Raw genomic sequence first — 25,593 nt, forward strand, 5'->3', positions numbered from 1 at the left:
CGCGGATGTCCATTCACGGCGCACTAACAAATGAGGAAGACCATGAGCGACACTCTTGAAAAAGCGGCAGCCGCGCTGAACGAAAAACTGTCGGGTGGCGATTTCGATTCGTCGGCGAAATTCGCCATCGCCGACCTCGGCTCGATCGTGTTGGATGAAAACGGTGCGCGGGTCAGCGACGAGGACGCCGAAGTCACCCTGAGCGCCGACGCGGAAACGTTCGAGCAGATCCTCAGCGGTGAGCTGAACCCCACGGGTGCGTTCATGGCCGGCAAGCTGAGCGTCGACGGCGACATGGGTGTTGCCATGAAGCTTGCCTCGGTGCTGGCCTGATGGATTTGTCGCCGGCCCCGTTCTTTGAAGATGTGGCCGGCGGTCCCGCCGGCGGCGCCGCGCACTGGTTGACCACAAGCGACGGCACACGCATTCGCGTGGGCCACTGGCGCCCCGAAGGTGAGGCGACCGGGACGGTGATGATCTTTCCCGGCCGCACGGAATATATTGAAAAATATGGCAATGCCGCGGGTGAGTTCGTACAACGCGGCTTTGCTGTACTGGCCGTGGATTGGCGCGGACAGGGTCTGGCTGACAGATTGCTGGAAGATCCGCGCGTTGGCCATGTGGACAAGTTTACCGACTATCAGCAGGACGTGCGCGAAACGCTGAAACTGGCCGAGCAGCTTGGCCTGCCGAAACCCTGGCACGTGATCGGCCATTCGATGGGCGGCGCGATCGGGATGCGCGCTGTTCTGGAAACCGGCCTGTTTGCCTCTTGTGCCTTCACGGGTCCGATGTGGGGCATTTTCTTCACCCCACTGATGAAACCGCTCAGCCGTCTGACCGCCTATTGGGGGCCTCGGATCGGGCTGGGCGAAAAGACGCCCCCGACCACGTCACTGGAAAGCTATGTTCTGATCCAGCCTTTCGAGGGCAACGCGCTGACCCGCGACGCCGGAATGTACCGGATGATGCAGGATCAGTTGAAAGCGCATCCCGAACTGGCCCTGGGTGCGCCGTCGACCATCTGGCTACGCGAGGCACTGGACGAATGCTCCTGGCTGATGGCGCAGACCGCCCCCGACATTCCCTGTCTGACCTATCTTGGCAGCCACGAGCAGATCGTGGACCGCAAGGCGATCCGGGCGCGGATGGCGAATTGGCCCAGCGGCCGGCTGGTCGAGATCCCCGACGGCGAACACGAGGTGATGATGGAACCCCCCGAGGTCCGCGGCCCCGTATTCGAAGAGATGGCCGCGCATTTCTCGGCCGCCGCCAACGGGCAGACACCCGAGCTTGCGATGACGCGCTGACACCTCGGCTGCTTGTGATCCGTGCGCCCTGCGCCTAGATGTGATCCAACGCAGACAATCGAGGTGTTCCATGCACGAGCTTCCCTTCCCCGTCCGAGACGCAAATGCCGGTGGCGGCGCCGACAACCTTGGCAACCTGCCGGAATGGAACCTGGACGATCTGTACAAGGGGCAGGACGCGCCGGAACTGACCCGCGATCTTGAGTGGCTGGAGCAGGAATGCGCGGGTTTTGCCGCCGACTACGAAGGCACGCTGGCCGATCTGGATGCGCAGGGCCTGCTGACCTGTGTCCAGCGCAACGAAAAAATCAACGCCGTCGCCGGGCGCATCATGTCTTTTGCCGGACTGCGATATTACCAGCTGACCACGGATGCCGAGCGCGCCAAGTTCCTGTCGGACATGCAGGAAAAGGTCACGCTGTTCACCACGCCGCTGGTGTTCTTCACGCTCGAGATCAACCGCATCGACGATGACGTGCTGGCCGCTCATTTCAAGGCCAACGCGGACCTGGCCCGGTACGAGCCCGTCTTCCGCCGCATCCGCGCGATGAAGCCCTATCAACTGTCGGACGAACTGGAGAAATTCCTGCATGATCTGGGGGTGGTCGGCGACGCGTGGGAACGGCTGTTCGACGAAACCATTGCAGGGCTGACCTTCACGGTGAACGGCGAAGAGCTGAACATCGAGGGCACCCTGAACCTGCTGACCGAACAGGACCGGTCCAAGCGCGAGACTGCGGCCCGCGAACTGGCCCGCGTGTTTCAGGACAACGTCAAAACCTTTGCCCGCGTCCACAACACGCAGGCCAAGGAAAAGGAAATCATCGACCGCTGGCGCAAGATGCCGACCCCGCAGACCGCGCGGCACCTGGCGAACGATGTCGAACCCGAAGTGGTCGAAGCCCTGCGCGAAGCAGTCGTGGCCGCCTACCCCAAGCTCAGCCACCGGTATTACGAGCTCAAGCGCAAATGGCTGGGGCTGGATGTGATGCAGGTCTGGGACCGCAACGCGCCGCTGCCGATGGAAGACACCCGCACCGTGTCGTGGGAGGACGCCGAGAAGACCGTGATGGAGGCTTATGCCGCTTTCGATCCCCGCATGGCCGAGATTGCAGCACCGTTCTTTTCGAAAGGCTGGATCGACGCGGCGGTGAAACCGGGCAAGGCTCCGGGCGCCTTCGCGCACCCTACCGTGACCGAGGTGCATCCTTACGTGATGCTCAACTACCTGGGCAAACCGCGCGACGTGATGACGCTTGCGCACGAGTTGGGCCACGGCGTGCATCAGGTGTTGGCCGCCGGTCAGGGCGAGATGCTGTCCTCGACCCCCCTGACGCTGGCCGAAACTGCCAGCGTCTTCGGCGAGATGCTGACCTTCCGCAAGATGCTGGATCAGGCCGAAACGCCCGAGCAGCGCAAGGTTCTGCTGGCCGGCAAGGTCGAGGACATGATCAACACGGTGATCCGCCAGATCGCCTTCTACGACTTTGAATGCAAGCTGCACACCGCCCGCCGCGAGGGCGAACTGACGCCGGACGACATCAATGCCTTGTGGATGAGCGTTCAGGCCGAAAGCCTTGGCCCGGCGTTTGAATTCATGGACGGGTACGAGACCTTCTGGGCCTATATCCCGCACTTTGTTCATTCGCCCTTCTATGTCTACGCCTATGCTTTCGGCGACGGGTTGGTGAACGCGCTCTACTCGGTCTATGAAAGCGGCGCGGACGGGTTCGAGGAAAAGTATTTCGAGATGCTCCGCGCGGGCGGCTCCAAACACCACAAAGAGCTGCTGGCCCCGTTCGGGCTGGATGCCAGCGACCCGAAATTCTGGGACAAGGGCCTGTCGATGATCTCGGGCATGATCGACGAGTTGGAGGCCCTGGAGGGGTGACAGACCCAACCGACAAGGGGCGTTGGCGGGCCATCAAGGACCGCCTGCGCCCTGTTCTCGCCCGGATCCGCCGCAATGTCCCGCGGGGGCTGCGGTTTGTCGTGGGACTTTTGTTGATCGTCGCAGGCGTTTTCGGCTTCCTTCCTGTTCTGGGGTTTTGGATGATCCCCTTGGGCATCATGGTTGCCGCCATGGACGTCAACCTGCTGCGGCGCTGGTGGCGCCGCCGATAACCCCGTTCCGGCTGTCGCCTAGTTTTTTCTGGTCGTGAGGAACACCGCGAATACGATCAATCCCGCCCCAATCGCAGCCATTGGGGTGATCGGTGCCCCCAGAAAAATTGCCGAATTGACGAAGGTGAACACCACCGAGGCGGCGAACAAAAGGGTCGCGGTCAACGTCGATACACGCGCGGCGGCCTCGTACCAAAGGTAGTAGGCCAACGCAGTCGGGAAAACGCCCAGCAAAACCAAAAACACCAAATCGCTGCCGGATGGCATCCTCAGTGCAAAAACGGACAGCGGAAGCAGAATTACGGCCGAGCACAGGAACACACCAAACAGGAAATTCAGACGCTCGGCCGTCGATTTCGACGCGCGCATGGCCCGACTGCTGGCGATCAGGAACACCGCCCAGCTGACCCCGGCCCCAATTTCCATCATATCCCCCAGAACCGGGTCCCCGCCGCCTTCGAAATCGCGGAAAACCGTAAGAAAGACCCCCAAGATGGCCAGAAGGGTCGCCAGAACATCGGTTTTTCCAACAGGGGTGTCGGCGAAGAAATACAAGAAAACCAGAACAAAGAACGGCGCGGTATTTTCCAACACCATCGCGCTGCCTGCACCGGTGTGTTCAAGCCCGATATGAAACAAAATATAGTTGATGACGGTCGCCAAAACCGCAAGACGGAAGTTCCAATCCCGGAGCTGGACGGAAACCGGCGCATTCATCGCACGCAACATGCCGTAGATGGCCAAAGCAGCTATGAACAGCCTAGTTGTGGCAATTTGCATGCCACCCAGATCTCCGGTCAGGTAGCGCACGATGACGCTGTGCGTGCCCCAAAGAAATGCGGCCATGAACCCAAGAAACAAGCCATTCTGAAAAAGGGAACCGCCGTCTTTGCCGGGCCCCTTCACTTGAGCTGGCTGTCCTTGGAGCCGCGCCGATTGATACCGCCGCGGGCCTTGAAAGCACCATCACGCTCTTGCTGGCAATCCAGGCACAGCTTGACCCCGGGGATCGCCAGTCGGCGCTTTTCGGGGATCGGTTCTTCGCACTCTGCACAATGGGTCAGGCTTTCACCGACCGGACGCTTTTTTGCCTGCATCCGTGCCAGCTCGTCTGAAATCGAAGCCTCGATCTGTTCACTTACAGCGCCGTCGCGCGCCCAGCCTCCGGCCATGGCCCCCTCCTGTTCAGGTGCTCACCAGTTTAGGCGTGGGGCGGCTGATCACGCAAGTCAGAGCGGCGTTGCGCCGTCTAACACCCGGTCGATCATCGCCTGCGTCCCGCGCGAGAATTCGAGCTGACACGGGTATTCGTCGCCCGCGCGAACGGACCGGCAAAACGCCTCGACCTGCAGCTTGTAGTGATCGTCGGCCGGGAAGCGCCGCACCAGAACCTCAAGCCCCGGGCGATGCAGCTCGACCCGGGCCTCGCCAAACACTCGCGCGTTGAACGGCGCGGTCAGGCGGATCAGGCCGCGCTCGCCGTGAAAGACCATTTCTTGATGCGGATGCATTCGGATCGAGACATAGGCCGAATAGGTAAAGCCGGGAAACTGCGCGCGGATTTCGGTGAACGCGTCGATGCCATCCTCCCAGCGGATGGCCGATTGCACGGTGTCCGGTTCCTGCCCCGTCGCAAAACGGGCCGACCCGATGACGTAGACACCGATGTCGCGCAGCCCGCCGCCGCCGGTTTCGGCGCGGTTGCGGATATTGCCTGTGTCCGCGCGGTTGTCGAAGCTGAATGCGCCCGTGACATGCACCAGATCTCCGATGGCGCCTTCGGCGATCAGGTCGCGCACATGCTGCCACTGCGGGTGGTGCACGATCATATAGGCCTCGGCCGCCAGCAGCCCGGTCTGGTCGCGCTTGTGGATCAGAGCGTCGAACTCCTCGGCGCGCATGGTCATCGGCTTTTCACACAGAACGTGCTTGCCAGCGTCCAGCGCTTTCAGACTCCATTCCACATGCAGGTGGTTCGGCAGAGGGATATAGACCGCCTCGATTTCGGGCGAAGCCAGTAGCGCGTCATAGTCGTCAAAGACCGTAAGGTCCGGGCAGAAGTCCTGAAAAGGCTCGACCTTGGCCGGATCCGAGGTCGCCAGGGCGGCCAGCCGCGCACCCGAGGCCGCATGGATCGCCGGCCCCATGAACTGGCGTGCGAATTTCGCCGCCCCCAGAATGCCCCATTGAACCGGTTTGTGCATGGTTTCCTCCGTATTTGACCATGTTCCGCGCTGAAATGTTTGCGCCAACATCTGTTGCGCCTTCTGTATCAGCCAAGCGACGCCAAGTCAGGCTTTTCTGTGCGCGGGACACCCGTAATCTGCGCATGACAAACGGGAGGGACTAACGTGAGAAGATTTCTGAAATGGCTGGCAGGCCTCACGGCGGCTGTGGTCGTCATCGGGGCCGTGATATTTTTCGTGGTAGTGCCGCCGTATGTCGAAAACGCGCGCAACAACGTGATCGACCACGACCCATATCCGGTGTCCGACACTGCCGCGGCTCTGCACGAAACCCTGATCGTGGGCGACCTGCATGCCGATCCGCTGTTGTGGAGCCGCGACCTGACCGAGCGCGGAACCCGCGGCCAGGTGGATATTCCCCGGCTGATCGAAGGCAACGTGGCCCTGCAGGTGTTCACCGCAGTGACCAAATCACCGGCCGGGCAGAATTACGAGGTAAACTCGGCCGAGGCGTTCGACAACATCACCCTGCTGGCCATCGGTCAGCTTTGGCCGCTGCGCACCTGGGACAGCCTGAAGGAACGCGCGATTTATCAGGCCGAGAAACTGCACCGGTTCGAGGCCGCCTCAAACGGACATCTCAAGGTCATCAAGACCCGCGCGGATCTGGATGCGGTGCTCGACGCCCGCGCGCGCGGCGAACAGGTCGTAGGCGGCATTCTGGGGATCGAAGGCGCCCATCCGCTGGAGGGCGATCTGGCCAATCTCGACCCGATATTCGAGGCGGGCCACAGGGTGTTCGGGCTTCAGCATTTCTTTGACAACGAACTGGGCGGCTCGCTGCACGGCACCGGGAACACGGGCCTGACCGAATTCGGGCGGCAGGTGGTGGCCGAATTGGCCAAGCGCCCGGTGGTGATCGACCTGGCTCATTCCAGCCCGCAAGTGGCGCGCGACGTGCTGGCCATGACCGACGAACCGCTGATCGTCAGCCATGGCGGTCTTCACGGGTTCTGCCCGGTCAAGCGCAACTATCCCGATGACCTGATGAAGGAAATCGCCGCGACCGGCGGTGTCATCGGGATGGGATACTGGGCAGACGTCACCTGCGGCGACATCGCCCCGGCGGGAATTGCCAAAATGATCAAGGCAGCCATCGAGACGGTCGGGGAAGACCATGTGGCACTGGGGTCTGACTATGACGGCTCGGTCGAGACCGCATTCGACACGTCGGAACTGGCGGCGCTGACCTCGGCCTTGTTGGACGAGGGCCTGACCGAAGCGCAGATCCGCAAGGTCATGGGCGAAAACATGGTACGGGTATTCCGCCAGCAACTGCAGTAGGGCACGACGAAAAAAACGGCCCGGGTTTCCCCGGGCCGCTTGTTCATCGGATTTCCGTGATCAGGCGGTGGCCAGCATGCCCTTTTCACGCGCCAACTCGCGCATCTTTTTCTGCAGCTTTTCAAAGGCGCGCACCTCGATCTGACGGATGCGTTCGCGGCTGACATTGTACTGCGTACTCAGTTCCTCGAGCGTCACGGGCTGATCCATCAACCGGCGCTGGGTCAGGATGTCCTTTTCGCGGTCGTTCAGGACGTCCAGCGCCTCGGTCAGCAACTCGCGGCGCACCTCAAGCTCTTCGCGGGCCTCATAGTCGCCGGCCTGGTCGGCATCTTCGTCTTCCAGCCAGTCCTGCCACTGCATGGTGCCTTCGCCCTCGGACCCGACCGTGGCGTTCAGCGACGCATCCCCACCCGACATGCGGCGGTTCATGCTGATGACCTCTTCTTCGGTCACGCCCAAGTCATTGGCGATCCGCTTGACATTGTCCGGGTGCAGGTCGCCCTCCTCCAACGCGCCAATCCGTGCTTTCGCCTTGCGCAGATTGAAGAACAGCTTTTTCTGCGCCGAGGTGGTGCCCAGTTTCACCAGCGACCAGGACCGCAGGATATATTCCTGGATCGAGGCGCGGATCCACCACATCGCATAGGTCGCCAGACGGAAGCCTTTTTCCGGGTCAAACCGTTTCACGGCTTGCATCAGGCCCACATTGGCCTCGGAAATCACCTCGGCCTGCGGCAAACCATAGCCGCGATAGCCCATGGCGATCTTGGCGGCCAGTCGCAGATGCGATGTCACCATCTTGTGCGCCGCTTCGGTGTCCTGCTCTTCGACCCAACGTTTGGCCAGCATGTACTCCTCTTCCGGCTCCAGCAGGGGGAATTTGCGGATTTCCTGCAGATACCGGTTCAGCCCACCTTCTGGCGTAGGCACGGGGAGATTTTTGTAATTTGCCATGTATCACGTCCCTTGGACAAATGTTTACGCCCTTAACATGGATATGGGGCCACGTTCAGGACCATTCAAGAGCAGGTGTTAACAGTCTGGGATTAAGGAACGATAAAGGAAAGCTAAGAAAGTCTTAGTCACGAGACTTTGCAGGTTGTTTCAGAACCGAGATGAGTGCCTCGATGTCTTGCGGCAATGCTGCCTCAAAACGCATTTCCTCGCCGGAAACGGGATGAACAAAGCCCAGGACCGCCGCGTGCAGGGCTTGGCGCGGGAACGCACGCACCGCCTCCGCAGCGTCTGCATCAAACGACCGGGCCGACAGTTTGCGCTTGCCGCCATAGACCGGGTCGCCCACCAAGCCGTGGCCGGCATGTGCCATGTGCACCCGAATCTGGTGGGTTCGTCCGGTTTCCAGCCAGCACTCGATCAATGATACCGCGCCGGGTTGTCCGAACACGTCAACGACGCGCGCGCGCGTCACGGCATGGCGCCCGCCATGAAAAAGCACCGCCTGTTTCTGCCGATCATGTTTGTGCCGGGCCAGTTGCGTTGTGATGCGCATCACGTTGCCGGGCTCAAAACTCACGCCTTTGACACCGCGCAGCCGCGGGTCATTGGCATCCGGAACGCCATAGCAGACCGCACGATAGTAGCGCTCGACGCTGTGCGCCTCGAACTGGGCCGCCAGCCCCTGGTGGGCGGCGTCCGATTTGGAAACCACCAGCAACCCGCTGGTATCCTTGTCGATCCGGTGCACGATGCCCGGCCGCTTGACCCCGCCTACCCCCGACAATTCCTCGCCACAGTGGTGCAGCAGGGCGTTCACCAAAGTGCCGTTGGGCGATCCCGGTGCCGGGTGGACGACCATGCCCGCAGGCTTGTTGATCACGATCAGGTCAGCGTCTTCATGCACGATGTCCAACGGAATGTCCTCGGCCCCGATGTGACTCTCGTCCGCTTCGGAGACGGTTATGGACACAACGGCGCCTTCCGGCACTTTGGCTTTGGCGTTAAGCACGACCTTGCCGTCGACCAGAACCGCGCCCTCTTCGATCAGCCGGGCCAGCCGGGTACGCGACAGGTTTTCATCTGCTGGAACATCCCGCGAAAGCGCCTTATCAAGGCGGGGCGGCGGAGCGTCCGCGATAACGAAGTCTATTTGCCGGGTGCCCATGACTGTCCCTTCAGATCCCCAAGAACCGCAGGAAACGCCTCAACTGCGCCTTCTGCGCCGCATGGTCATGCTGCTGACCGCGGTGATGATTGGCGGGGTTCTAGTGACATTCGCTTTGATTGTCATCCGTCTATCGGACAGAACCCCCACCCTGCCCGATCAGATCGAACTGCCGGACGGTGCAAAGGCCCAAGCCGTGACCATCGGAAACAACTGGTTCGCCGTGGTGACCGATGACAACCGCATCCTGATCTTCGACAAGACCACCGGGAAGCAACGACAGCAGATCTCGCTTGATTGAGTCTTTGGCGCCGCCAGCCTATTCACCCAAGGCCATTCTGAACACGATTTCTGCAGCCTGCTTGAACGCAATGATCTCGTCCGGCGCATCACGACGAAACCTGACTTCGTCCGGGCTCAGCCAGACCGGTTTGAACAGAGTGTCCCGGTCGGGAAAGAACTCAGCCCGAAATCCTTCGTCGGCTTCGGTCAAATAGGTATCAAGCCATGCCCGTTCCTCGGGTTCCAGAACGTCGTGGCGCCGGAACATGATGGGTTCTTTGGGCACCTGACGACGCAGTTGGCGGCTGCGCTTGCGCCCGATGGCTCGCGTGACGACGCCAAAGGCTTCACTTGCGGCGCGGGACAGTGTTGGATTGGCAGGCTCGCTGGCAACCTCCCCTTCCGGTCGCGACACGCCCAGTTTGTTCAGGAAGTCATCGACGATATTGCCATTCAACATTTCCTCGCGGTCATAGAGTGCCGGCACAACCGTGACACCCGGGAACGCGTTGCGGATTCGGGAAACCGCGCCGGAAAAAGAAACCGAGTGAGGCTCGGCCTTGATCTTCGCCAGCTGGTCCCGAATCAAGGCTGAACCGTCGGCTGGCAAACGGCCATTTTTGGCCCGCTGCTTGTAATCCGCCTCAAAGAAATCGGAGTAGCGGCGGCAATAGAATACCACACGCATTTCGCGTGCGGGTATTTCGGTGAAGAGCTGCGCAAGCCGTTCCAGATTGGCCGAATAGAACATTTCCGACGACATCAGGCAGGCCTTGCTGCCATGTGCCTCGTACTCGCGCGCAACGGCCTCACGGTACTTGTCCATCGGTTCTGCGGACTGGTTCATGTGGAACGCCAACAGATTATGGCTGACCTTGGGGCGATCGCCCCCTTCCGGTCTGCGACGTCCGGCCTCCATGTATCTGAGCCCGGCATCCGACAAGGCCGACGCATTGTTGCGCAGATAGGACTGCAAGGCCGTCGTCCCGGTCTTCGGCATCCCCAAATGCAACCACAGCATTAGGTCGCGCCTTTTGTGACGGTATCGGCCTGCGTGGTCATCTGATGCATCAACTCCTGCATCTCGGAAGTGCCAAGCAGTTCCGATATCTGTTTGCGGTGCAGTTCGCAGGACTGACGGTGCAGCCGGGCCGTTTCGGGGTCCGACATCAGGTCGTCGAAACAGTCCCGCTTGCGCGCGGCAATCGCATCGATCGATGTTTCGACCACCGCATTCTGGTTCATGATGTTCCAGTATTCCAAGCCCAGGCTGTCACCCGTGTGATGAGCCCGTCCCCGCACTTTCTTAACCAAGTAGCTCTCGCAGGACTTCAGAGCGTAGTGGTTGAGTTGCACAAGGTCATATCCGACCGAGTCCCGCGCCGACCGCCAACTGCTTGTAAAATACCGCTCGGGCATTGGCTGGCCCGAACCATTGTACCAGTGGCAGTCTTCCATGCGGTCGACCGTCGGACGTTTGGGGCGGTGAACACCGATCACATCCCACAAGTGCCGCTGGAACATCGTTTTCAATCCCCATGCCTGCGCCGGTCTGGGTTTGCGCTCGGGGGCAGCACGGCGGAATTGGTCGGACAGGAATCTGTCTTCGTATTGAACCACTCCGGCATTGCCGAACAAGCGCCAGGTCATTGAAATCATCTTGGCATCCGGCAGGGCATCAACCAATGATTTCAGCGTGTTGTCACCCGTCTTTACATTGATCTGCTCGTCGGCGTCGACCACGATCACCCAGTCTTCAGGCCCCGCGATGTCCATCTGCAAAAAGCGTTTGTACGCGCGTTTCTGAGGGCTTGTTGCGCGGCGGGAATTGTTGTCCACATGGATCAGAACCCCGCGCTGGTCGAGCCGCTCGAGCAGCGCATCCGTTCCGTCCGTGCAGTCATTCGTCATCACGACCATCAGGTCGATGCCAATAGCCTGATTGTGCGCGACCCATTCCAGAACGAACGGGCCTTCGTTCTTCATCGGGGTAACGCTGACAAAGCGGGGGGGCTGATCGACCATTTTTGCCTCAGTTTTTGCTGCCTTGCAGGCCGGACGCGGGCACGCAAGACCAGTGTTTGCCCGCCAGAGTAATTCCATTGCAGGCGGTGACCAAGCCGAAACCTTGGGCGTGTTTGCACACAGATGACCCTGAATGGTGCTGGATATCGTAAAAGGCCCGCATGTTACCCCTCTGCCCTTTTGAGCTGGTTGGAAAACCGTTTGTAGGTTGGACACAATGCCTTGGCCCGTTGCAGAAACACCTGCGCCCGCTGTTTTTCACCACGCTTCAGGCAAATCTGACCCGCGGCCCCTTGAATGGCAGCGGTGATGTCGTCCAGCTCGGCCGCGTGCAGGATCTGCGCCTCGGCCTGCTCTTCAGCGCCGATGCGCACCAAGAGTTGCCCCATCGCGAAAACCAGAGACGCGCTGTCAGGGTCACAAGCCAGCGCCTCGGCCATAGTCAATCGCGCCTGTCGTCGGTCACCGGCATCCGCATAAAGCTCGGCAAGACGTTTGTGGTACAGAGGGTTGTCAGGGCACCGCAAGACCACGTCCCGGGCGGCATCAATTGCCGCCTCGACGGCAACCTCGCCCATGCGCCATTGCAGCAACGATGACAGGCTTTCCACAGCGGGGTCCTGTTCCGGCACGTCGTCGATCGTAGTCAGCCCGGCCCGCAAAGCTTGCAGGCGCGGACTGCTGTCCTGCAGCCGCTTGGCGCGCTGGTCCAGGGAAAGATCGGACCAATCAAGCAGGATCATGTCGAAATTGCAGGGCGCCCTCACGATCACCTTGTGCTGGACAAGGTACAGGTTGTTGAACGGCGGAAACCGACGTTGGCGCAGCCTGCGCTGCAGGGACCAATCCACCGGCGGAAACAGTCGAACGGGCAGTTGGTCGCGGTACAGCATGCGCGAACCCAAAACCACAACATCGGGTCGCAACGGCTTGGCCCAAAACGCTTTTGCGAAATGACGCCCGGCAGCCCAGCGTTTCTTTCTGGCGCCAAGGATGGCCCCCCGCAATGCAGTCAGAACCGCGTGATCTTCGGGCCAAAGATGCGGGTTTTCCAACCCGTCCCGGGCCAGCTGCTCGCTTTCCTTCCACTTGCCCAGGTAGAACGCATTCAACGCCTGCAACAGGGGCAGAAAAGCGTTGTCCGCCCCGGCATCGAGGATGGGCTGACCCAGATCATAAGCCTCTTGGCACCGATCCTGGGCGCACAGATATTGCGCGGCCTTGGCATAGACATGGGCGGCCTCTGACGGGTTCAGAAAAGTCTCGGGCCCTTGCGCCACACGTCGGATGACGTTTTCGTTCGCCTCGTCCAGTTCGGCCTCGGTCAGGACATCGCGGAATACCAGTCTTTGCTGCCCCGATATCCGTGCGGCCGCCATGGAAAAGGCCGAGATGAACGGAGCGATCACCTGCTCGGCCCGGGACATCGCGTAAAGCTCGAGAAAGTCGCGCTGTGCTCGGGTCATTCCCGACAGGTCCGCAATGTCGGACATCTGCATCAGGTTCGGATAACGCTTTTGAAACCGCGCAATCAGCTCGGGCTGGTCCGAGAACATGATCGCGGGCCGGTCCTGCCTCTTGGAAAGATGCATATCGTAGAGTTCTTCCGGCTCGACCTTTGCCGGCCAGGTGGTGTGCTTCCAGGGCAGCGCGTTCAGGATGTCACCGCGCCGGATATGGTAGGCAGAAACGCCCTGCCCCGAGAGCCTTGCATCGGCAAGCTCCATGATGTGCCGGATTTGCGGAGTGAACCCGATACAGTGAATGAACTCGCGGTAGCGCGGGCGGATCGCCTCAGTATCCTCCCAAGGAAAGGCAAGAACCTCAAACCCCTCTTCGACCAAGACCGAACGGCCAGCGGCCAGATGCGCCGTCAGCCGATCGGGCGTCGCGTCGCCCAAAAAGCTCCAGACGGGCAGCGCATTCTTCGACAGCCGATCGTGGGTTTTCTGATCCAGAAAGTGAGACTTGATCCATTCGGGATCGAACAGCTCTTCCGGGTTGTCCAATTCGGGGGCATCGGCCCCCGGTGGAAACCAGTTGACCCGATAATCCGCGTCAAAATCCTCGGCCAGGCGTATGCAGGTCAGCATCATCAGCAGTCGGGCACCCATGCGGTCCTTGCGCTGGCCGATGAACACGCCCCGTTTGGGCGTCATGACGCGTCCCCTGCCGCCATAGCCCGGCGCATGGCCCGGAACCGCTGGCGGGCGGCCATTACCAGCTTTGGGTGACGCTCTTCGCCCACAGCTTCAATACCGCGCATGTAGATCGGCAGTCTCCGGCGGGCACGCATCATCTTGTAGTACTCGGACGGCTCCAGGGTCCCACGCATCGCATGTTGCATCACCGGCTTCAAAAGATTGAGTTTCCGCAGCATGGGCGCGGCAAAGTGGTTGGCGAACCAGGTTTTGAGAAGAACGACATTGCCGCCCTGCAGCCGTGTGACCTGTTGCCTGTCCAAGTCAAAGAACGGGTCGTAAAACACATAGGCTCGAGCAGCTGCCTGAACGGTTTCGACAGCGTCGCTCAGTGGCAGATCCCAGTCCTGGACACGGCCGAACCGATAGCGAGTTTCCCAAGGGACCCGCCGCTCGTCCAATGTGGTCTGAGGATTGAACGCAATGACGATCGCACCCGGCACCAGCGCCGAGAAGGTCAACGCAGCAAACCCTCCCATGGACGCCCCGGCAAACACGACCTGATCGAATTTGTCAAAAAACCCCTCGCGCGCCTTGTCCTCGAAATAACCGATGATTTCGAGGTCGCGATACCATGCCTTGGTGCGGGCGATCACGCCCAGATGGGACCACCCCTCGTCCCGAAAAAATTTCCAGCCCCACGGCTCGCGGGCAAAGGACAGGTCATTGGCATTTGCAATATTGTCGAAACTGATGACCAGCCGCGCCGGGTCACGCTGGTGGAAGATAACCGAATGGCGGTCGAGCTTTTGCAGAAACCCCGTCCCGTCCCCGCCGGGGTAAATCTCGACAAACCAAGGCGGAGGCGGATCGGTCAGAATGCGTTCATAGCCGGTCTTCCGATCCGGGTGGTCAGGTTGCAGCTGCGCTTTGGTCAGATCGTCCGCCATTGCCGTCACACCAGATTGTCGACCAGCCAAGACCGGAACTCCACCCAATCAGGGCGCATCTTGATCTCGGCGATTTTGGCGCGGTGCCAGTCGCAGGCCCGTTCGTGCAATTCGCGCAGCTCGGGATCCGATTTGAGTTCGTCAAGCAACGGTGCTGCACGCTGAGCGATCGGCTGGATCGAGGTGTCCTTAACCTTGTTTGCATTCATGTCCGACCAGTAGGATTGCCCCTGATCCACCTTTACGTGGTTGGTCCGTCCCCGGTCCCGCTTGATAAGAAAGCCATCCAGAGATCGAACGGAATAATGATGGAGCCGTCCGAAGGAATGGTCAAAATTCCTCCACGCGCGCCAACCGACATTCTGGGCCGGAAACAGATTTCCGCCGGCGTCCGACCATGCGACCTCGGCCTCTTTGCCCTGTTCAATGCCCTTGGGTCTATGCGGACCGAACCGAGTGAACTTGCCATTGTTCCGAAACAGCGTTTTCAGACCATATGCGCGACCCGAATGATAGGGAAACTCCTGATCGGCCATGCAAAAAGACCGTGTCACGGGCGTGTCGTCAAAACTGATATTGCCCGACGTCCCAAACAACCGCCATGCGAACGAAATGGCGTCCACCGATTGTCCTGCCTTCTGTTCGACGGCATCAATCAACGCCGCGAAGCTGTTGTCGCCGCATCGGATGTTCCAAAACTCATCGACATCAAGGCACATCAGCCAATCGGCTTCTTTGACCTTGGGATGTCGCCGTGCCCGCCGGAGCATCTGGTGCTGGGGGTTTCCACCCTCAGGCACAGCATTTGGGACGTGTGAGGCCAAACCCATCTGCTCAAGCCGTTGTGCAATTCTGTCGGTACCGTCCTCGCAGTCATTGGTGAAGATCACAAAGTGATCGACGCCCAAAGTCCGATGAAATGCGACCCACTCCAGCATGTAGGGGCCTTCGTTTTTCATCGTCGTGAATACGGTAATGGTCTGAGACATTTACGCCTGTTCCCGAACTGCCTTTGACCTTCTTCTTACACAAAGCGCACCAATGCTGCGAGGGTCGAATTCCGTACGGGGGAATGTCTGGGCCCACTGGTGCACCGCTACACGTGTAACCGACCTTCGGACGCAAGCGCCCTAAGCACCACGGAAGCAGACAACAGGTCCCATCTGGAGTCGATTGCCCTCTCAAATAATCCCAGAATTTTGGGTTACGGCGTAAAAGGGACCAGTAAAAACCAAACTAATTCCGCCAGTTGCACCGCAAATCTCTTGCGACCGGCCTCGTTAATCCCAACCCTACTAACGGAAAAACAGCGCACGTCAAAAGCGGCGGACGAGCAGTCTTGTCGAGGGGAGATGGTACCGCCTCCCTGGCTTGAACAGGGGACCTCTGGATCCACAATCCAGCGCTCTAACCAACTGAGCTAAGGCGGCACTCGTGAGGGGCGATTTAACGAACGCGTTCGGGGATTGCAAGAGCCTTAAAGTCGAATTGACCAGCTTTGTTCGATGAGATCGACGCCGAAGGAATGAACCGGTTTGCTGTCGGTCAGGCGCCATCCATACGCTTGGTACAGCTTGCAGGCAGCCCTGTGGCTTTCGTGGGTCCACAACACCATCGACGCATAGCCCGCGGATCGTGCAAAATCCATGCATGTCATCAAAAGCCGCGCCCCAAGTCCCCTGCCCCGCGCGTCGGGTTCCAGCAAAAAAAGCCGCAGTTTGGCGGTAGTTTCATCCTGCGCGACACAGAAAATACTACCAAGGCGCTTTCCGTCACTTTCAACGATCCATCCCCTCTCGCGTTGGGGATCACGCCCGGCGACAAATTCGTCCAGAATACGGGCCACCAGCGGAGCGAAGCTCTCGTCAAATCCTTCATCCCGCGCGTAAAGTGTTCCGTGGCGCTCGACCAGCCAATCGCGGTCATCTTCGCGAAACGGCCGGATCTCAGCATTGTCCCCTTGCAGCATCGGCCACACACTCCGCTTGATTCCCATTGCGTTGCAGGCTAGCAGAAACGCTCAGTCCCCGGAGGCGAGAATGGGCATCAATACCGAACGTGACATCGAAGCGAACCTTCAGATCGGTCCGACCGACCATGGAATGGTACGCCTGTTCATCGAGGCGGGCGAGCTGGAAATCCCCATGGATTTCGACCCGGAAGAAGCCGAGGAAATCGCCGACGAGATCCGCGCCGCAGCACAAGCCGCACGCGCCGTCAAAGGCTGAAATCAAAGCCGCGGATCACGCAGGCCGTGCAACCGTCGCGCGGCGTCCATGGCAAATTTCTGGATCATCTTTTTGCGTCTTGCCCCGGCCAACTTGGTCTCGGGGGACATGCGGATGATCTCGGCGTCATAAGCATCCGCAATGATAAGTCCGGTTTCAGCGGGCAGCAGCTCGGTGGGAAAGTCCGTGTCCACCGCCCAGAAGAAGCGGTCGCACCAATCCAGATAACCCTGCCACTTCGAATCGGACATATAGTCGGCCCGGCTTGACTTGCACTCGATCACCCAAAGCTCGCCCTTTGGCCCCAACCCCATGACGTCAACGCGCAACCCGCGGGTCGGGACGAATTCCTCAATCGAAACAAAGCCGTGCGTCACTAGGTGTCTAGAGACACCCCTGGCCAGTCTTTGTCCGGGCTGAAGCTCAACTGTCATGCGCAGAGTGTGAACAATTAGTGAACAAATTGTCAAGTTGGCAGGTTTTGATCATCATCCCGGATCTGACCGGCCCGCATGCCCAAGATTTGCCCCTACAATCAACTTCCGCACGACCCAGACCAAAAACTGTTGAGCATGCCCCTTGTGCAACTGAGTGTTGCGCCCTACTTAGGCGCTTGGCGGGTTCTGCCCTTCTCGTGACTGGTAGCATTCCGGTGGCCTTAAGCAATTCCGAGGGAGCTGGCTCTGTTCGGGTCCTGGCCCGTTTACCTGGCGCCCACCTGTACATACAGGTCCTCGGGAATCAAAACCGCACGGTTGCCTGGTGGTCCCGCCGCCTTCCGATTAGGGGATGTCCGTCAGACCCGACGCGCGAGAAGTCCCGCCGTTGAGAGGTTTCCTCAGTCTTCTTCCGGGAACAATTGAGCACTCGATTGCGACAGTTCCGGCTCTATAGATGCGAAAGTGTTCAGGCGCAAAGGGCTGTGCCTGTCGACAAATTGGTCAAAACAAGCGCAAAGCGGCTCTGGCCCATCACGACCGGCGCGCTTCAACGCGCACGGGTTCCAACTTGACCGCGACCGGCGTGCCTCCACGCGGGCCTTTGGGCTTTTCGGCCATGCTCATGATCGCATAGGCGAATTGGACGCCTGCAAAGACGATCCCGTTCATGAACCAGATCATGATCAGCGCGATAAAGCCAATGTCGGACCCGGTGATGAGGTGACGCAGGTTGGCCACGTTCAAAAGCAGCAGCACCGCGACAAACACAGCCGAGATCACAAAGCCGAGTGCGACCTGGGTGATGTAAAGACGGATCAGTTTCGGCATGACGCACCTCCTTCACTTGACAGGAGTCTAGCGCAATTTCATGCCGGGTAAAATCGCCCGTGGCGCGTCAGAACGCCTCGGGCTTGGCCTCGCGGGCCATGTGATCCAGTACCGCGTTGACGAATTTCGGCTCTTTTCCTTCGGGGAAGAAGGCACGCGCCACGTCGACGAATTCGGTGATGACCACCTTGGGCGGCGTGTCGCTCTGGCTCAGCTCGGCGCCGGCCGCGCGGAACAGTGCCCGCAGGGTCGGGTCGATGCGCGAGATCGGCCACTTGGCCACCAGCGCACGGTCGGTCATCTGGTCGATCGGCGCCTGATAGTTCACAGCATCATCCACCAGCTTGCGAAACAGCGTGCTGTCGCCTTCCAACATCTCGTCGCCCTCGTAGACCGCGCCGAACCGGTGATCCAGAAACTCGTTGACCACCTGCTCGGTCGTCTGGCCCGACTGCTCCATCTGGAACAGCGCCTGCACGGCATACAGCCGCGCGGCGGATTTCATCAGGCGTTTCCGGTTTGCCGGTTTCGGCGTGTCTGTCTGGGTCATGCTGTCGTTGATCCGTTGCTGTCGCCCGCCACGAGGATGGACTCGGACGGCGGCTTGAATCCGACGCCCTTTTTCGAAGCGCCCCACTTACGTCTGAGCGCGATCAGATGCAAGGCCGCAGCCGCCGCGCCGCCACCTTTGTTCATCTCTTCCGGATTTGCGCGCACTTCGGCCTGCGCGTCATTTTCAACCGTCAGGATGCCGTTGCCGATGCACAGCCCCTGCAGACCCAGCAGTTGGATCGCGCGGCTGGAATCGTTGCAGACGGTTTCGTAATGCGTGGTCTCGCCCCGGATCACGCAGCCCAGCGCCACATAGCCGTCAAAGTTGCACTGGCGGTCGGCCATGGCAATCGCGGTCGGAATCTCGAGCGCGCCGGGCACCTCGACCACCTCGCAACTGCCGCCGGCGGCCTCGATCTCGGCCTTGGCGCCGCGAACCAGGTCGTCGGCGATGGCGCGATAGAACGGGGCCACGACGATCAGCAGCTTGACCGGGTCGTCGAATTTCGGGGTCGGCAGAACGCCGTGTTTGTCTTGCTCAGCCATGCTCAGTCATCCTTGAGAATCGAGCGGGTCCCGACGATGGACAGGCCAAAGGCGTCCAGACCCAGGTATTTCGTCTGCGGCGAGTCGGTCAGCAGCACCAGTTCCTTGATGCCCATCTTGGACAGGATCTGCGCGCCCAGACCGGTTTGCTTGATGGTGCGCGGGCCTTCGTCCTCGGCCGCGTACAGCGAGTTGCGCGGGTTGCGGAACAGGCAGACCACGCCACGCCCCTCGGCGGCGATCTTTTCCATCGCGCGCGGCAGTTCCTGCGGCGACTTCGGACCAAGGCCCAGAATGTCCGAGGCCTCGTGCAACGCATGGGTGCGGGTCAGGACGGGCTCGGGCGTGCTGATGTCGCCCTTGATCATCACCACATGTTCGATCCCGTGGGTCTGATCGGTGAAGATCCGCATCTCCCACTCGCCGCCATATTCCGACGTGACCATCCGGCGCGCGGTCTCGACCACAAGATTGTCGTGGCGCGCGCGGTACGAGATCAGGTCGCTGATGGTGCCGATCTTCAGCCCATGCTCCTTGGCGAATTCGACCAGATCGGGCAGTCGTGCCATGGTGCCGTCGGGCTTCATGATCTCGCAGATCACGCCCGAGGGGTTCAGCCCGGCCAGGCGCGAAATGTCCACGGCGGCCTCGGTGTGGCCGGCACGCACAAGCACCCCGCCCCGCTTGGCGCGCAGCGGAAAGACATGGCCGGGCGTGGCCAGATGCGCCATGGTGTTCTGCTCGTTGATCGCGGTGGCGATGGTCAGCGCCCGGTCGGCGGCCGAGATCCCGGTGCTGACGCCTTCGCGCGCCTCGATCGAAACGGTAAAGGCGGTTTCGTGCCGCGACGAGTTGTTCACGGCCATCATCGGCAGGCCCAGACGGTCGATCCGCTCGGCCGTCATCGGCAGGCAGATCAGCCCGCGGCCATGGGTGGCCATGAAATTGATGGCCTCGGCATCGGCGAATTCCGCCGGGATCACCAGGTCACCTTCGTTCTCGCGATCCTCGTGATCAACCAGGATATACATCCGGCCTTGGCGCGCCTCTTCGATGATCTCTTCGATCGGGCTGATCGCGTCGCGCAGCTGGGCCTCGACCGGTCCGGGTGTTTCAAAGCTCATGGGGCAGCCTTTCACAGAGCAGGTGTTGCATCGCGGGATAGACCAGCGCGCGCGCAAAGGCCAGTCCGCAAACGAAGTGGGCCGTACCTAACGCGACGCAATTTCTTTGCTGGCGATCACGAAACTTCGGCCAATCGGGCCACATACCGGGCCAGCGTGTCGATTTCCAGATTGACCCGATCTCCGACCTTGGCCGCGCCCCAGGTCGTCACCTCTTTGGTATGAGGAATGAAGTTGATCCCGAAATCGCACCCGTCGACATCGTTGACCGTAAGCGAAGTGCCGTTCAGAGCAACCGAGCCCTTTGGCGCGATGAAGCGCGCCAAATCGTTGGGCGCGCGCAGGGTCACGCGGGTGCTGTCACCTTCTTCGGCCATCGCGACGATCTCTGCGACGCCATCCACGTGTCCCGATACGATATGGCCACCCAATTCGTCACCCACCTTCAAGGCCCGTTCAAGGTTGACCCTTGAGCCCAACTTCCAGCCGTCCAGATTGGTTTTGGAAACGGTCTCGGCGCTGATCTGAACATCGTACCAGTCATCACCCAGCGCGATGACTGTCAGGCAAACCCCGTCGCTGGCGATCGACGCACCAATATCTATGCCGGATGTATCATAGCCTGTCCGGATGCGTGCACGCAGATCGCCCTGCTGCTCCAACTCGATAATTGTGCCGATATCGGTGACGATCCCAGTAAACATTCCGTTAACCCTCTGCGCCTAAGCTGTGCCATGCAATCCACGCCGAGGTAAGGCCAAGTGGCGGGCGGAGCAAGCCCTGCCTTGCCCGGCTGGCCGCAAAAAGGCATAGTTTGTTCAATAAAACACGGGCAACCAGAATTCGAGCATCTGGCATGAGGCAACCGAAGGACAACTCCGACAGTCGCGTATTCCTGTTTCTGCAGGGGCCGCATGGGCCGTTCTTCAGCGGCCTGGGTCGCATGTTGCGCGCGGCTGGCGCGCAGGTGTGGCGTGTCGGGTTCAACGCCGGGGACCAGGCCTTTTGGTTCGATCGCGCCAGCTATATCCCCTATCGCGGCGGGCTAGAAAACTGGCCGGAAAGCCTGACGAACATCATCCTGTCGCGCGGTGTAACCGACATCGTGCTTTATGGCGATGTTCGCCCGGTGCACGCCGACGCGATCCGTACGGCGCGAAGCCACGGCATCCGTGTTCATGTGTTCGAGGAAGGGTACCTTCGACCTTGGTGGGTCACCTATGAACGCAATGGGTCAAACGGACATTCTCGCCTGATGGATCTGGAAATCGCCCAGATGCAGCAAGCGTTGCAAAGCTCGGGCGCCAAAACGCCCCCACCCCCGTCACATTGGGGGGATATGCGGCAACACATTTTCTACGGCGCACTGTACCACTGGTTCGTTCTGTGTGCGAACCGTGGGTACCGTAATTTCCGCCCGCACCGAGAAGTGCCTGTCTCAAAGGAATTCAAACTGTATTTCAAACGTTTGGCGCGTATGCCGATCCATCGACTGCAGCGCGTTCTCGCCACCTGGCGCGTAAGGCGCGGCGGGTTCCCCTATCATCTGGTGCTGCTGCAACTGGGGCACGACAGTTCGGTCCAGGCGCATTCAGACTTTTCATGCATGGCCGATTTCATCACCCCGGTGATGGAGGGGTTCGCCAAGGGCGCTCCGTCCCACCACCGCCTGGTCATCAAGGAACATCCCCTTGAGAACCAGCGCGAGCCGCTAAGAAGACGCGTCCAAGCACTTGCGCGCGAACTGGGCATTTCGGATCGCGTGCATTACGTGCCAGGGGGAAAGCTGGCGCGCCTTCTGGATCACGCGAGCTCGGCCCTGACCATCAACTCCACCGCCGGACAGCAGGCTCTGTGGCGCGGCATCCCTCTGCGTATCTTCGGCAAGTCGGTCTACGACAAGCCTGAACTGGTCTCGCATCAACCGATTGACGAATTTTTCAGGCACCCGCAAAAACCGGACACGGAAGCCTATCGAGCATACCGCCAATTCCTGTTGGAAACCAGCCAGGTGCCGGGCGGGTATTACTCGCGCGGCGGACGGCGCCAATTGCTGCGGCGGGTTGCTGACATGATGCTGCAGGCTCGCGACCCTTATCAGGCCGCGCTGACCGGAATCGCGACCATCACGCCACAGTTGAAAATCGTTGAATGACACGGTGCTTCGCTGGCTGGAACTTGAAGTATGAAACCGCTAGTTTGACCGCAAACCAAAAGACTACATACGAAACTCGAGGTATTTCGGCAGTGCAGCGTTTCCCTACTCGATGGATACGAGGGTTGTCCCTTGTTGCAGCCATTGGCCTACTGACAGCGTGCCAACTGCCCAAGGCAGGGCCGAACAAAACCGAAATTCTGGCGGGCTCGACAGTCAATGGCGGCAACGCCCACGTGGTCGAAGTTGATGACCGGGTGGCCCACGTCACCTCTGCGGTTCCACAGTTTGGCTTTCCCCCTGCCTTCCGGTCAGCACAAAGCGTAACATCCGACACCATTCGTCCCGGCGACGTGCTTGGCCTGACCATCTGGGAAAACGTCGACGACGGTCTGCTGGCTGGTGAAACCGGCCCATCGACCAATCTCGATGAGGTTCAGGTCGACAGCGAAGGCTTTATTTTCGTGCCCTATGCCGGCCGCTTGCGCGCCTCGGGCAACACGCCCGAGCAGCTACGCTCGCTGATTGCGGAAAAGCTGCGCGAGCAGACGCCTGATCCGCAGGTTCAGATCCGCCGCGTGGCGGGTGACGGTGCGACGGTCTCGGTAACCGGTACGATCGGTGCCTCTGGCATCTACCCGATCGAGCGCCCGACCCGCACGCTTTCGACGATGCTTGCCAGGGCCGGCGGCGTGGCGGTCGCCCCGGATATTGCGCTGGTCACGGTGATCCGCGGCAATCAGCGTGGCACCGTGTGGTATGACGATCTGTTCCGCAATCCTGAAACCGACATCGCACTGCGTGGCGGTGATCGCATCCTGGTCGAACAGGACACCCGGTCGTATATCGCGCTGGGGGCCACGGGTGGGCAATCCCGGGTCGCCTTCGACAGTCAGGATCTGTCCGCGCTGGAAGCACTGGCGCAGGTCGGCGGCTTGCAATCGCTGTCCTCAGATCCCACAGGGATCTTCGTTCTGAGGGACGAACGTGAAGCTATCGCACGCAAAGTGCTGGGCCAGCCGAACCTTCAGGGCGAACAACGCGTGATCTACCTGCTGAACCTCACGGCGCCCAACGGTCTGTTTGTAGCACGTGATTTCGTGATCCGCGACGACGACACGATTTACGTGACCGAAGCCCCCTATGCACAGTGGACCAAGTCGATTTCGCTGATTGCCGGTGGTCTGACACCCGTTGCAAACGTCGCCACGCTGACCGGAAACTGAGGCATGAATCCCGGCGCCGACACTGCGGACGCCGAGGATCGAACGCGCCTGTATGTCTACAATGGCGGGTTTCTGACCCAACGCAGGGTCCGACGCATCCTGTCGCTGGCAGGATTCGACATTCGCGTTGGGCTTCCGCGTTCGGGCGACATGGTGGGCATCTGGGGCGAAAGCCCGACCGCGCACCGCGGAATTCGAGTTGCGAAGGACCGGAATATCCCGCTGTTGCGGGTCGAGGATTCCTTCCTGCGATCCTTGCTGCCGGGACGCGATCACGAGCCGCCGCTGGGCCTGCTTCTGGAACGACGTGCGATGCATTTCGATCCGTCACAGCCGTCGGACCTCGAAACTCTGCTGGCCACGCATCCGCTGGATGACACCGCCCTGCTGGATCGGGCGCGCGGCGCGATCGCACGGCTGAAGGAGTCGCACCTGAGCAAGTATTCGGCCTGCGACCCGGATATCGCACCCCCGGATCCGGGCTATGTACTGGTTGTCGATCAGATACAGGGCGATGCGGCGGTTACGGCAAGCCGGGGCGACCCGGCGCGGTTTCTCGAAATGCTGATCATGGCCCAAGAGGAAAACCCCGGCGCGCGCGTGATCATTAAGACCCACCCAGAAACGCTGCAGGGCCATCGGCGCGGTTTTTTCTCGGAGGATGACGAAACTGACCGTGTCTCCCTGTTGGCGGATCAGATCAGCCCCTGGTCGTTGCTGGAAGGCGCGATTGGGGTCTATACCCTGTCCTCGCAACTGGGGTTTGAGGCCATTCTGGCCGGTCACAAACCTAGGGTTTTTGGGCAACCCTTCTATGCCGGGTGGGGTCTGACACAGGACGAGATGCCTCTGCCGCGCCGTCAGCGCAATCTGACTCGCGCCCAACTATTCGCTGCCGCCATGATACTGTACCCGACGTGGTACGATCCCTATCGCGACCAGCTGTGTGAGCTGGAAACGGTGCTGGATACGCTTGAAGCCCAGAGCCGCGCTTGGCGACAGGACAGGCACGGCTGGACAGCGTCTGGAATGCGCTTGTGGAAACGCAGGCATATTCAGCAAACCTTCGGGAAGTGGAAAAAAGTCCGTTTCGTGCCGGAACGACCCTTGGCGACCGATCGGTCCCATATGGTTTGGGGCAATCGTGATCTGGACGCCGAAGATGTGGTCCGCGTCGAAGACGGTTTTCTGCGCTCGCGCGGGTTGGGGGCCAACCTTGTGCCGCCGCTTTCGCTGGTGACCGACGAGCTTGGGATTTACTACGACCCCACCCGACCCAGCCGTCTGGAAGAACTGATCACCGCACGCGAAGAGTTGCGACCCGATCAGGAGATACGGATACGCCGGCTGGTGACCCAACTCACCGCGGCGGGACTAAGCAAATACAATACGGGCGGCAGTTGCCCCCCTTTGCCGGACGGGCACCGGATTCTTGTACCTGGCCAGGTAGAGGACGACGCCTCGATCCGGTTGGGCACCAGCACGGTCCGCACAAATCTCGAGTTGCTGAGCACCGTTCGCGCGGCCAATCCCGACGCAGTTCTGATCTACAAACCGCATCCGGATGTTGAGGCCGGGCTTCGGGACGGTCGAATAGACGCCCAGGGTTTGGCCGATGTCGTCCTCCACGAGGTCGACCCGGCACTGGTTCTGCCAGAGGTCCATGAGGTCTGGACAATGACCTCACTGCTTGGGTTCGAGGCTTTGTTGCGCGGGATAAAGGTCACTACGCTTGGGGCCCCGTTCTACGCCGGCTGGGGTCTGACGACCGACCTCGGATCGGTCCCGGCCCGACGAGGCGCGCGACCAACGGTGCTGGGCCTGGCCTACGCCACGCTCATCGACTATCCACGATATTTCGATCCAGTCACTCGCGATACCTGCCCGGCGGAGGTTGTCGCAGACCGTTTGACGCATGGCCCGATTGCACCTGCTGGGCCGGCAATCCGGCTGCTGGCCAAGCTTCAGGGGGCTTTTGCGACACATGCGAACCTGTGGCGCTAGGGC

The 25,593-nt window shown here is 60.5% G+C and carries 27 protein-coding genes and 1 tRNA gene; 10 read left to right on the forward strand and 18 right to left on the reverse strand.

The genetic code is table 11. The annotated features are described in order from the left end of the window. The first annotated feature begins 42 nt into the window (after positions 1–42). The 4 genes from ACR0NB_RS06470 to ACR0NB_RS06485 all read left to right on the forward strand — a co-directional run bounded on the left by ACR0NB_RS06470 (position 43) and on the right by ACR0NB_RS06485 (position 3,434). Complete coding sequence (locus ACR0NB_RS06470) at positions 43–333, forward strand: SCP2 sterol-binding domain-containing protein (RefSeq protein ID WP_093961784.1); 291 nt, start codon at positions 43–45, stop codon at positions 331–333. Further along, positions 333–1,310: an alpha/beta hydrolase gene (locus tag ACR0NB_RS06475; RefSeq protein WP_170371250.1), complete on the forward strand. Its 978-nt coding sequence runs from the start codon at positions 333–335 to the stop codon at positions 1,308–1,310. The genes ACR0NB_RS06470 and ACR0NB_RS06475 overlap by 1 nt, the downstream gene beginning before the upstream one ends. Before the next feature lie 70 nt (positions 1,311–1,380). After that, on the forward strand, positions 1,381–3,201 hold the full coding sequence (locus ACR0NB_RS06480; protein WP_480775221.1) for a M3 family oligoendopeptidase: 1,821 nt from the start codon (positions 1,381–1,383) through the stop codon (positions 3,199–3,201). After that, positions 3,198–3,434 carry a hypothetical protein gene (locus tag ACR0NB_RS06485; RefSeq protein WP_170339106.1) on the forward strand — a complete coding sequence of 79 codons (237 nt, stop codon included), beginning with the start codon at positions 3,198–3,200 and terminating at the stop codon, positions 3,432–3,434. Before ACR0NB_RS06480 ends, ACR0NB_RS06485 begins: the two co-directional genes overlap by 4 nt. Before the next feature lie 18 nt (positions 3,435–3,452). On the opposite strand, the gene ACR0NB_RS06490 is transcribed toward ACR0NB_RS06485, so the two are convergent. Genes ACR0NB_RS06490 through ACR0NB_RS06500 form a run of 3 tightly spaced genes read right to left on the reverse strand, consistent with a single transcriptional unit; the run spans position 3,453 to position 5,638 of the window. After that, positions 3,453–4,340: a DMT family transporter gene (locus tag ACR0NB_RS06490; RefSeq protein ID WP_342355375.1), complete on the reverse strand. Its 888-nt coding sequence runs from the start codon at positions 4,338–4,340 to the stop codon at positions 3,453–3,455. Continuing rightward, complete coding sequence (locus tag ACR0NB_RS06495) at positions 4,337–4,606, reverse strand: DksA/TraR family C4-type zinc finger protein (RefSeq protein WP_093961778.1); 270 nt, start codon at positions 4,604–4,606, stop codon at positions 4,337–4,339. Before ACR0NB_RS06495 ends, ACR0NB_RS06490 begins: the two co-directional genes overlap by 4 nt. Positions 4,607–4,663: 57 nt before the next feature. Further along, positions 4,664–5,638: a Gfo/Idh/MocA family protein gene (locus tag ACR0NB_RS06500; RefSeq protein WP_480775222.1), complete on the reverse strand. Its 975-nt coding sequence runs from the start codon at positions 5,636–5,638 to the stop codon at positions 4,664–4,666. A gap of 147 nt (positions 5,639–5,785) precedes the next feature. Here ACR0NB_RS06500 and ACR0NB_RS06505 point away from each other — a divergent pair, with 147 nt between their 5' ends. Then, positions 5,786–6,964 carry a dipeptidase gene (locus ACR0NB_RS06505; protein WP_480775223.1) on the forward strand — a complete coding sequence of 393 codons (1,179 nt, stop codon included), beginning with the start codon at positions 5,786–5,788 and terminating at the stop codon, positions 6,962–6,964. 60 nt (positions 6,965–7,024) lie between these two features. Here ACR0NB_RS06505 and rpoH read toward each other — a convergent pair whose 3' ends face one another. Together rpoH and ACR0NB_RS06515 are read right to left on the reverse strand one after the other, a co-directional pair. Further along, complete coding sequence (gene rpoH, locus ACR0NB_RS06510) at positions 7,025–7,921, reverse strand: RNA polymerase sigma factor RpoH (RefSeq protein ID WP_170339682.1); 897 nt, start codon at positions 7,919–7,921, stop codon at positions 7,025–7,027. Between the two features lie 124 nt (positions 7,922–8,045). After that, positions 8,046–9,089 (reverse strand): RluA family pseudouridine synthase, encoded by a 1,044-nt coding sequence (locus tag ACR0NB_RS06515; protein WP_480775224.1) that lies wholly within the window; start codon positions 9,087–9,089, stop codon positions 8,046–8,048. Between ACR0NB_RS06515 and ACR0NB_RS06520 the strand changes: the two genes are divergently transcribed. Beyond that, the gene (locus ACR0NB_RS06520) at positions 9,088–9,390 is read left to right on the forward strand and encodes a DUF6476 family protein (RefSeq protein WP_093961773.1); all 303 of its coding nucleotides are present in this window, start codon (positions 9,088–9,090) and stop codon (positions 9,388–9,390) included. The two genes, ACR0NB_RS06515 and ACR0NB_RS06520, sit on opposite strands and share 2 nt — an antisense overlap. An 18-nt stretch (positions 9,391–9,408) precedes the next feature. Here the strand turns inward: ACR0NB_RS06520 and ACR0NB_RS06525 are convergent, their stop codons facing one another. From ACR0NB_RS06525 to ACR0NB_RS06555, 7 genes are all read right to left on the reverse strand, one after another. After that, entirely contained in the window at positions 9,409–10,392 is a 984-nt protein-coding gene (locus ACR0NB_RS06525) for a hypothetical protein (protein ID WP_480775225.1), read from the reverse strand. Further along, positions 10,392–11,396 carry a glycosyltransferase family 2 protein gene (locus ACR0NB_RS06530; protein WP_480775226.1) on the reverse strand — a complete coding sequence of 335 codons (1,005 nt, stop codon included), beginning with the start codon at positions 11,394–11,396 and terminating at the stop codon, positions 10,392–10,394. The genes ACR0NB_RS06525 and ACR0NB_RS06530 overlap by 1 nt, the downstream gene beginning before the upstream one ends. Before the next feature lie 164 nt (positions 11,397–11,560). After that, the gene (locus tag ACR0NB_RS06535; protein ID WP_480775227.1) at positions 11,561–13,555 is read right to left on the reverse strand and encodes a tetratricopeptide repeat protein; all 1,995 of its coding nucleotides are present in this window, start codon (positions 13,553–13,555) and stop codon (positions 11,561–11,563) included. Continuing rightward, positions 13,552–14,487: a hypothetical protein gene (locus tag ACR0NB_RS06540; protein ID WP_480775228.1), complete on the reverse strand. Its 936-nt coding sequence runs from the start codon at positions 14,485–14,487 to the stop codon at positions 13,552–13,554. The genes ACR0NB_RS06535 and ACR0NB_RS06540 overlap by 4 nt, the downstream gene beginning before the upstream one ends. A gap of 5 nt (positions 14,488–14,492) precedes the next feature. Then, positions 14,493–15,476, reverse strand: coding sequence for a glycosyltransferase family 2 protein (locus tag ACR0NB_RS06545; RefSeq protein ID WP_480775229.1), 984 nt, complete (start codon positions 15,474–15,476; stop codon positions 14,493–14,495). 364 nt (positions 15,477–15,840) lie between these two features. After that, positions 15,841–15,917, reverse strand: a tRNA-His gene (locus tag ACR0NB_RS06550). 47 nt (positions 15,918–15,964) lie between these two features. Then, a complete protein-coding gene (locus ACR0NB_RS06555; protein ID WP_170445388.1) occupies positions 15,965–16,456 on the reverse strand; it encodes a GNAT family N-acetyltransferase in 492 nt (163 codons plus the stop codon). A gap of 70 nt (positions 16,457–16,526) precedes the next feature. Between ACR0NB_RS06555 and ACR0NB_RS06560 the strand changes: the two genes are divergently transcribed. Beyond that, positions 16,527–16,715 carry a DUF6324 family protein gene (locus ACR0NB_RS06560; protein ID WP_093961768.1) on the forward strand — a complete coding sequence of 63 codons (189 nt, stop codon included), beginning with the start codon at positions 16,527–16,529 and terminating at the stop codon, positions 16,713–16,715. A 2-nt stretch (positions 16,716–16,717) separates the two neighbouring features. Here ACR0NB_RS06560 and ACR0NB_RS06565 read toward each other — a convergent pair whose 3' ends face one another. The 6 genes from ACR0NB_RS06565 to ACR0NB_RS06590 all read right to left on the reverse strand — a co-directional run bounded on the left by ACR0NB_RS06565 (position 16,718) and on the right by ACR0NB_RS06590 (position 20,909). Continuing rightward, complete coding sequence (locus ACR0NB_RS06565; RefSeq protein ID WP_170357518.1) at positions 16,718–17,149, reverse strand: MmcB family DNA repair protein; 432 nt, start codon at positions 17,147–17,149, stop codon at positions 16,718–16,720. Positions 17,150–17,686: 537 nt separating this feature from the next. Beyond that, complete coding sequence (locus tag ACR0NB_RS06570) at positions 17,687–17,983, reverse strand: hypothetical protein (protein WP_170339706.1); 297 nt, start codon at positions 17,981–17,983, stop codon at positions 17,687–17,689. Positions 17,984–18,050: 67 nt separating this feature from the next. Continuing rightward, positions 18,051–18,533, reverse strand: coding sequence for a transcription antitermination factor NusB (gene nusB / locus ACR0NB_RS06575; protein WP_149776798.1), 483 nt, complete (start codon positions 18,531–18,533; stop codon positions 18,051–18,053). Continuing rightward, the gene (locus ACR0NB_RS06580; protein WP_480726770.1) at positions 18,530–19,081 is read right to left on the reverse strand and encodes a 6,7-dimethyl-8-ribityllumazine synthase; all 552 of its coding nucleotides are present in this window, start codon (positions 19,079–19,081) and stop codon (positions 18,530–18,532) included. The genes nusB and ACR0NB_RS06580 overlap by 4 nt, the downstream gene beginning before the upstream one ends. A 2-nt stretch (positions 19,082–19,083) precedes the next feature. Further along, entirely contained in the window at positions 19,084–20,205 is a 1,122-nt protein-coding gene (ribB, locus tag ACR0NB_RS06585; RefSeq protein WP_005983875.1) for a 3,4-dihydroxy-2-butanone-4-phosphate synthase, read from the reverse strand. A gap of 116 nt (positions 20,206–20,321) precedes the next feature. Beyond that, positions 20,322–20,909 carry a riboflavin synthase gene (locus tag ACR0NB_RS06590; protein WP_170366908.1) on the reverse strand — a complete coding sequence of 196 codons (588 nt, stop codon included), beginning with the start codon at positions 20,907–20,909 and terminating at the stop codon, positions 20,322–20,324. A gap of 152 nt (positions 20,910–21,061) precedes the next feature. On the opposite strand from ACR0NB_RS06590, the gene ACR0NB_RS06595 reads away from it, so the two are divergent. The 3 genes from ACR0NB_RS06595 to ACR0NB_RS06605 all read left to right on the forward strand — a co-directional run bounded on the left by ACR0NB_RS06595 (position 21,062) and on the right by ACR0NB_RS06605 (position 25,590). Continuing rightward, entirely contained in the window at positions 21,062–22,360 is a 1,299-nt protein-coding gene (locus tag ACR0NB_RS06595; RefSeq protein ID WP_480775230.1) for a capsule biosynthesis protein, read from the forward strand. A gap of 92 nt (positions 22,361–22,452) precedes the next feature. Then, positions 22,453–23,586 carry a polysaccharide biosynthesis/export family protein gene (locus ACR0NB_RS06600; protein ID WP_480775231.1) on the forward strand — a complete coding sequence of 378 codons (1,134 nt, stop codon included), beginning with the start codon at positions 22,453–22,455 and terminating at the stop codon, positions 23,584–23,586. A 3-nt stretch (positions 23,587–23,589) separates the two neighbouring features. After that, the gene (locus ACR0NB_RS06605) at positions 23,590–25,590 is read left to right on the forward strand and encodes a capsular polysaccharide biosynthesis protein (RefSeq protein WP_480775232.1); all 2,001 of its coding nucleotides are present in this window, start codon (positions 23,590–23,592) and stop codon (positions 25,588–25,590) included. Positions 25,591–25,593: the final 3 nt, after the last annotated feature.

This window comes from Ruegeria sp. CG3 (assembly GCF_056537205.1).

Excerpts from the sequence above, each read along its gene's own strand:
- ACR0NB_RS06580 (WP_480726770.1), bottom strand. The coding sequence starts at position 19,081 with ATGGCTGAGCAAGACAAACACGGCGTTCTGCCGACCCCGAAATTCGAC.
- ACR0NB_RS06535 (WP_480775227.1), bottom strand. The coding sequence starts at position 13,555 with ATGACGCCCAAACGGGGCGTGTTCATCGGCCAGCGCAAGGACCGCATG.
- nusB (WP_149776798.1), bottom strand. The coding sequence starts at position 18,533 with ATGACCCAGACAGACACGCCGAAACCGGCAAACCGGAAACGCCTGATG.
- ACR0NB_RS06605 (WP_480775232.1), top strand. The coding sequence starts at position 23,590 with ATGAATCCCGGCGCCGACACTGCGGACGCCGAGGATCGAACGCGCCTG.
- rpoH (WP_170339682.1), bottom strand. The coding sequence starts at position 7,921 with ATGGCAAATTACAAAAATCTCCCCGTGCCTACGCCAGAAGGTGGGCTG.
- ACR0NB_RS06560 (WP_093961768.1), top strand. The coding sequence starts at position 16,527 with ATGGGCATCAATACCGAACGTGACATCGAAGCGAACCTTCAGATCGGT.
- ACR0NB_RS06555 (WP_170445388.1), bottom strand. The coding sequence starts at position 16,456 with ATGCTGCAAGGGGACAATGCTGAGATCCGGCCGTTTCGCGAAGATGAC.
- ACR0NB_RS06525 (WP_480775225.1), bottom strand. The coding sequence starts at position 10,392 with ATGCTGTGGTTGCATTTGGGGATGCCGAAGACCGGGACGACGGCCTTG.
- ACR0NB_RS06590 (WP_170366908.1), bottom strand. The coding sequence starts at position 20,909 with ATGTTTACTGGGATCGTCACCGATATCGGCACAATTATCGAGTTGGAG.
- ACR0NB_RS06480 (WP_480775221.1), top strand. The coding sequence starts at position 1,381 with ATGCACGAGCTTCCCTTCCCCGTCCGAGACGCAAATGCCGGTGGCGGC.
- ACR0NB_RS06545 (WP_480775229.1), bottom strand. The coding sequence starts at position 15,476 with ATGTCTCAGACCATTACCGTATTCACGACGATGAAAAACGAAGGCCCC.
- ACR0NB_RS06470 (WP_093961784.1), top strand. The coding sequence starts at position 43 with ATGAGCGACACTCTTGAAAAAGCGGCAGCCGCGCTGAACGAAAAACTG.
- ACR0NB_RS06595 (WP_480775230.1), top strand. The coding sequence starts at position 21,062 with ATGAGGCAACCGAAGGACAACTCCGACAGTCGCGTATTCCTGTTTCTG.
- ACR0NB_RS06540 (WP_480775228.1), bottom strand. The coding sequence starts at position 14,487 with ATGGCGGACGATCTGACCAAAGCGCAGCTGCAACCTGACCACCCGGAT.
- ACR0NB_RS06530 (WP_480775226.1), bottom strand. The coding sequence starts at position 11,396 with ATGGTCGATCAGCCCCCCCGCTTTGTCAGCGTTACCCCGATGAAGAAC.
- ACR0NB_RS06495 (WP_093961778.1), bottom strand. The coding sequence starts at position 4,606 with ATGGCCGGAGGCTGGGCGCGCGACGGCGCTGTAAGTGAACAGATCGAG.
- ACR0NB_RS06500 (WP_480775222.1), bottom strand. The coding sequence starts at position 5,638 with ATGCACAAACCGGTTCAATGGGGCATTCTGGGGGCGGCGAAATTCGCA.
- ACR0NB_RS06565 (WP_170357518.1), bottom strand. The coding sequence starts at position 17,149 with ATGACAGTTGAGCTTCAGCCCGGACAAAGACTGGCCAGGGGTGTCTCT.
- ACR0NB_RS06475 (WP_170371250.1), top strand. The coding sequence starts at position 333 with ATGGATTTGTCGCCGGCCCCGTTCTTTGAAGATGTGGCCGGCGGTCCC.
- ACR0NB_RS06515 (WP_480775224.1), bottom strand. The coding sequence starts at position 9,089 with ATGGGCACCCGGCAAATAGACTTCGTTATCGCGGACGCTCCGCCGCCC.
- ACR0NB_RS06570 (WP_170339706.1), bottom strand. The coding sequence starts at position 17,983 with ATGCCGAAACTGATCCGTCTTTACATCACCCAGGTCGCACTCGGCTTT.
- ribB (WP_005983875.1), bottom strand. The coding sequence starts at position 20,205 with ATGAGCTTTGAAACACCCGGACCGGTCGAGGCCCAGCTGCGCGACGCG.
- ACR0NB_RS06520 (WP_093961773.1), top strand. The coding sequence starts at position 9,088 with ATGACTGTCCCTTCAGATCCCCAAGAACCGCAGGAAACGCCTCAACTG.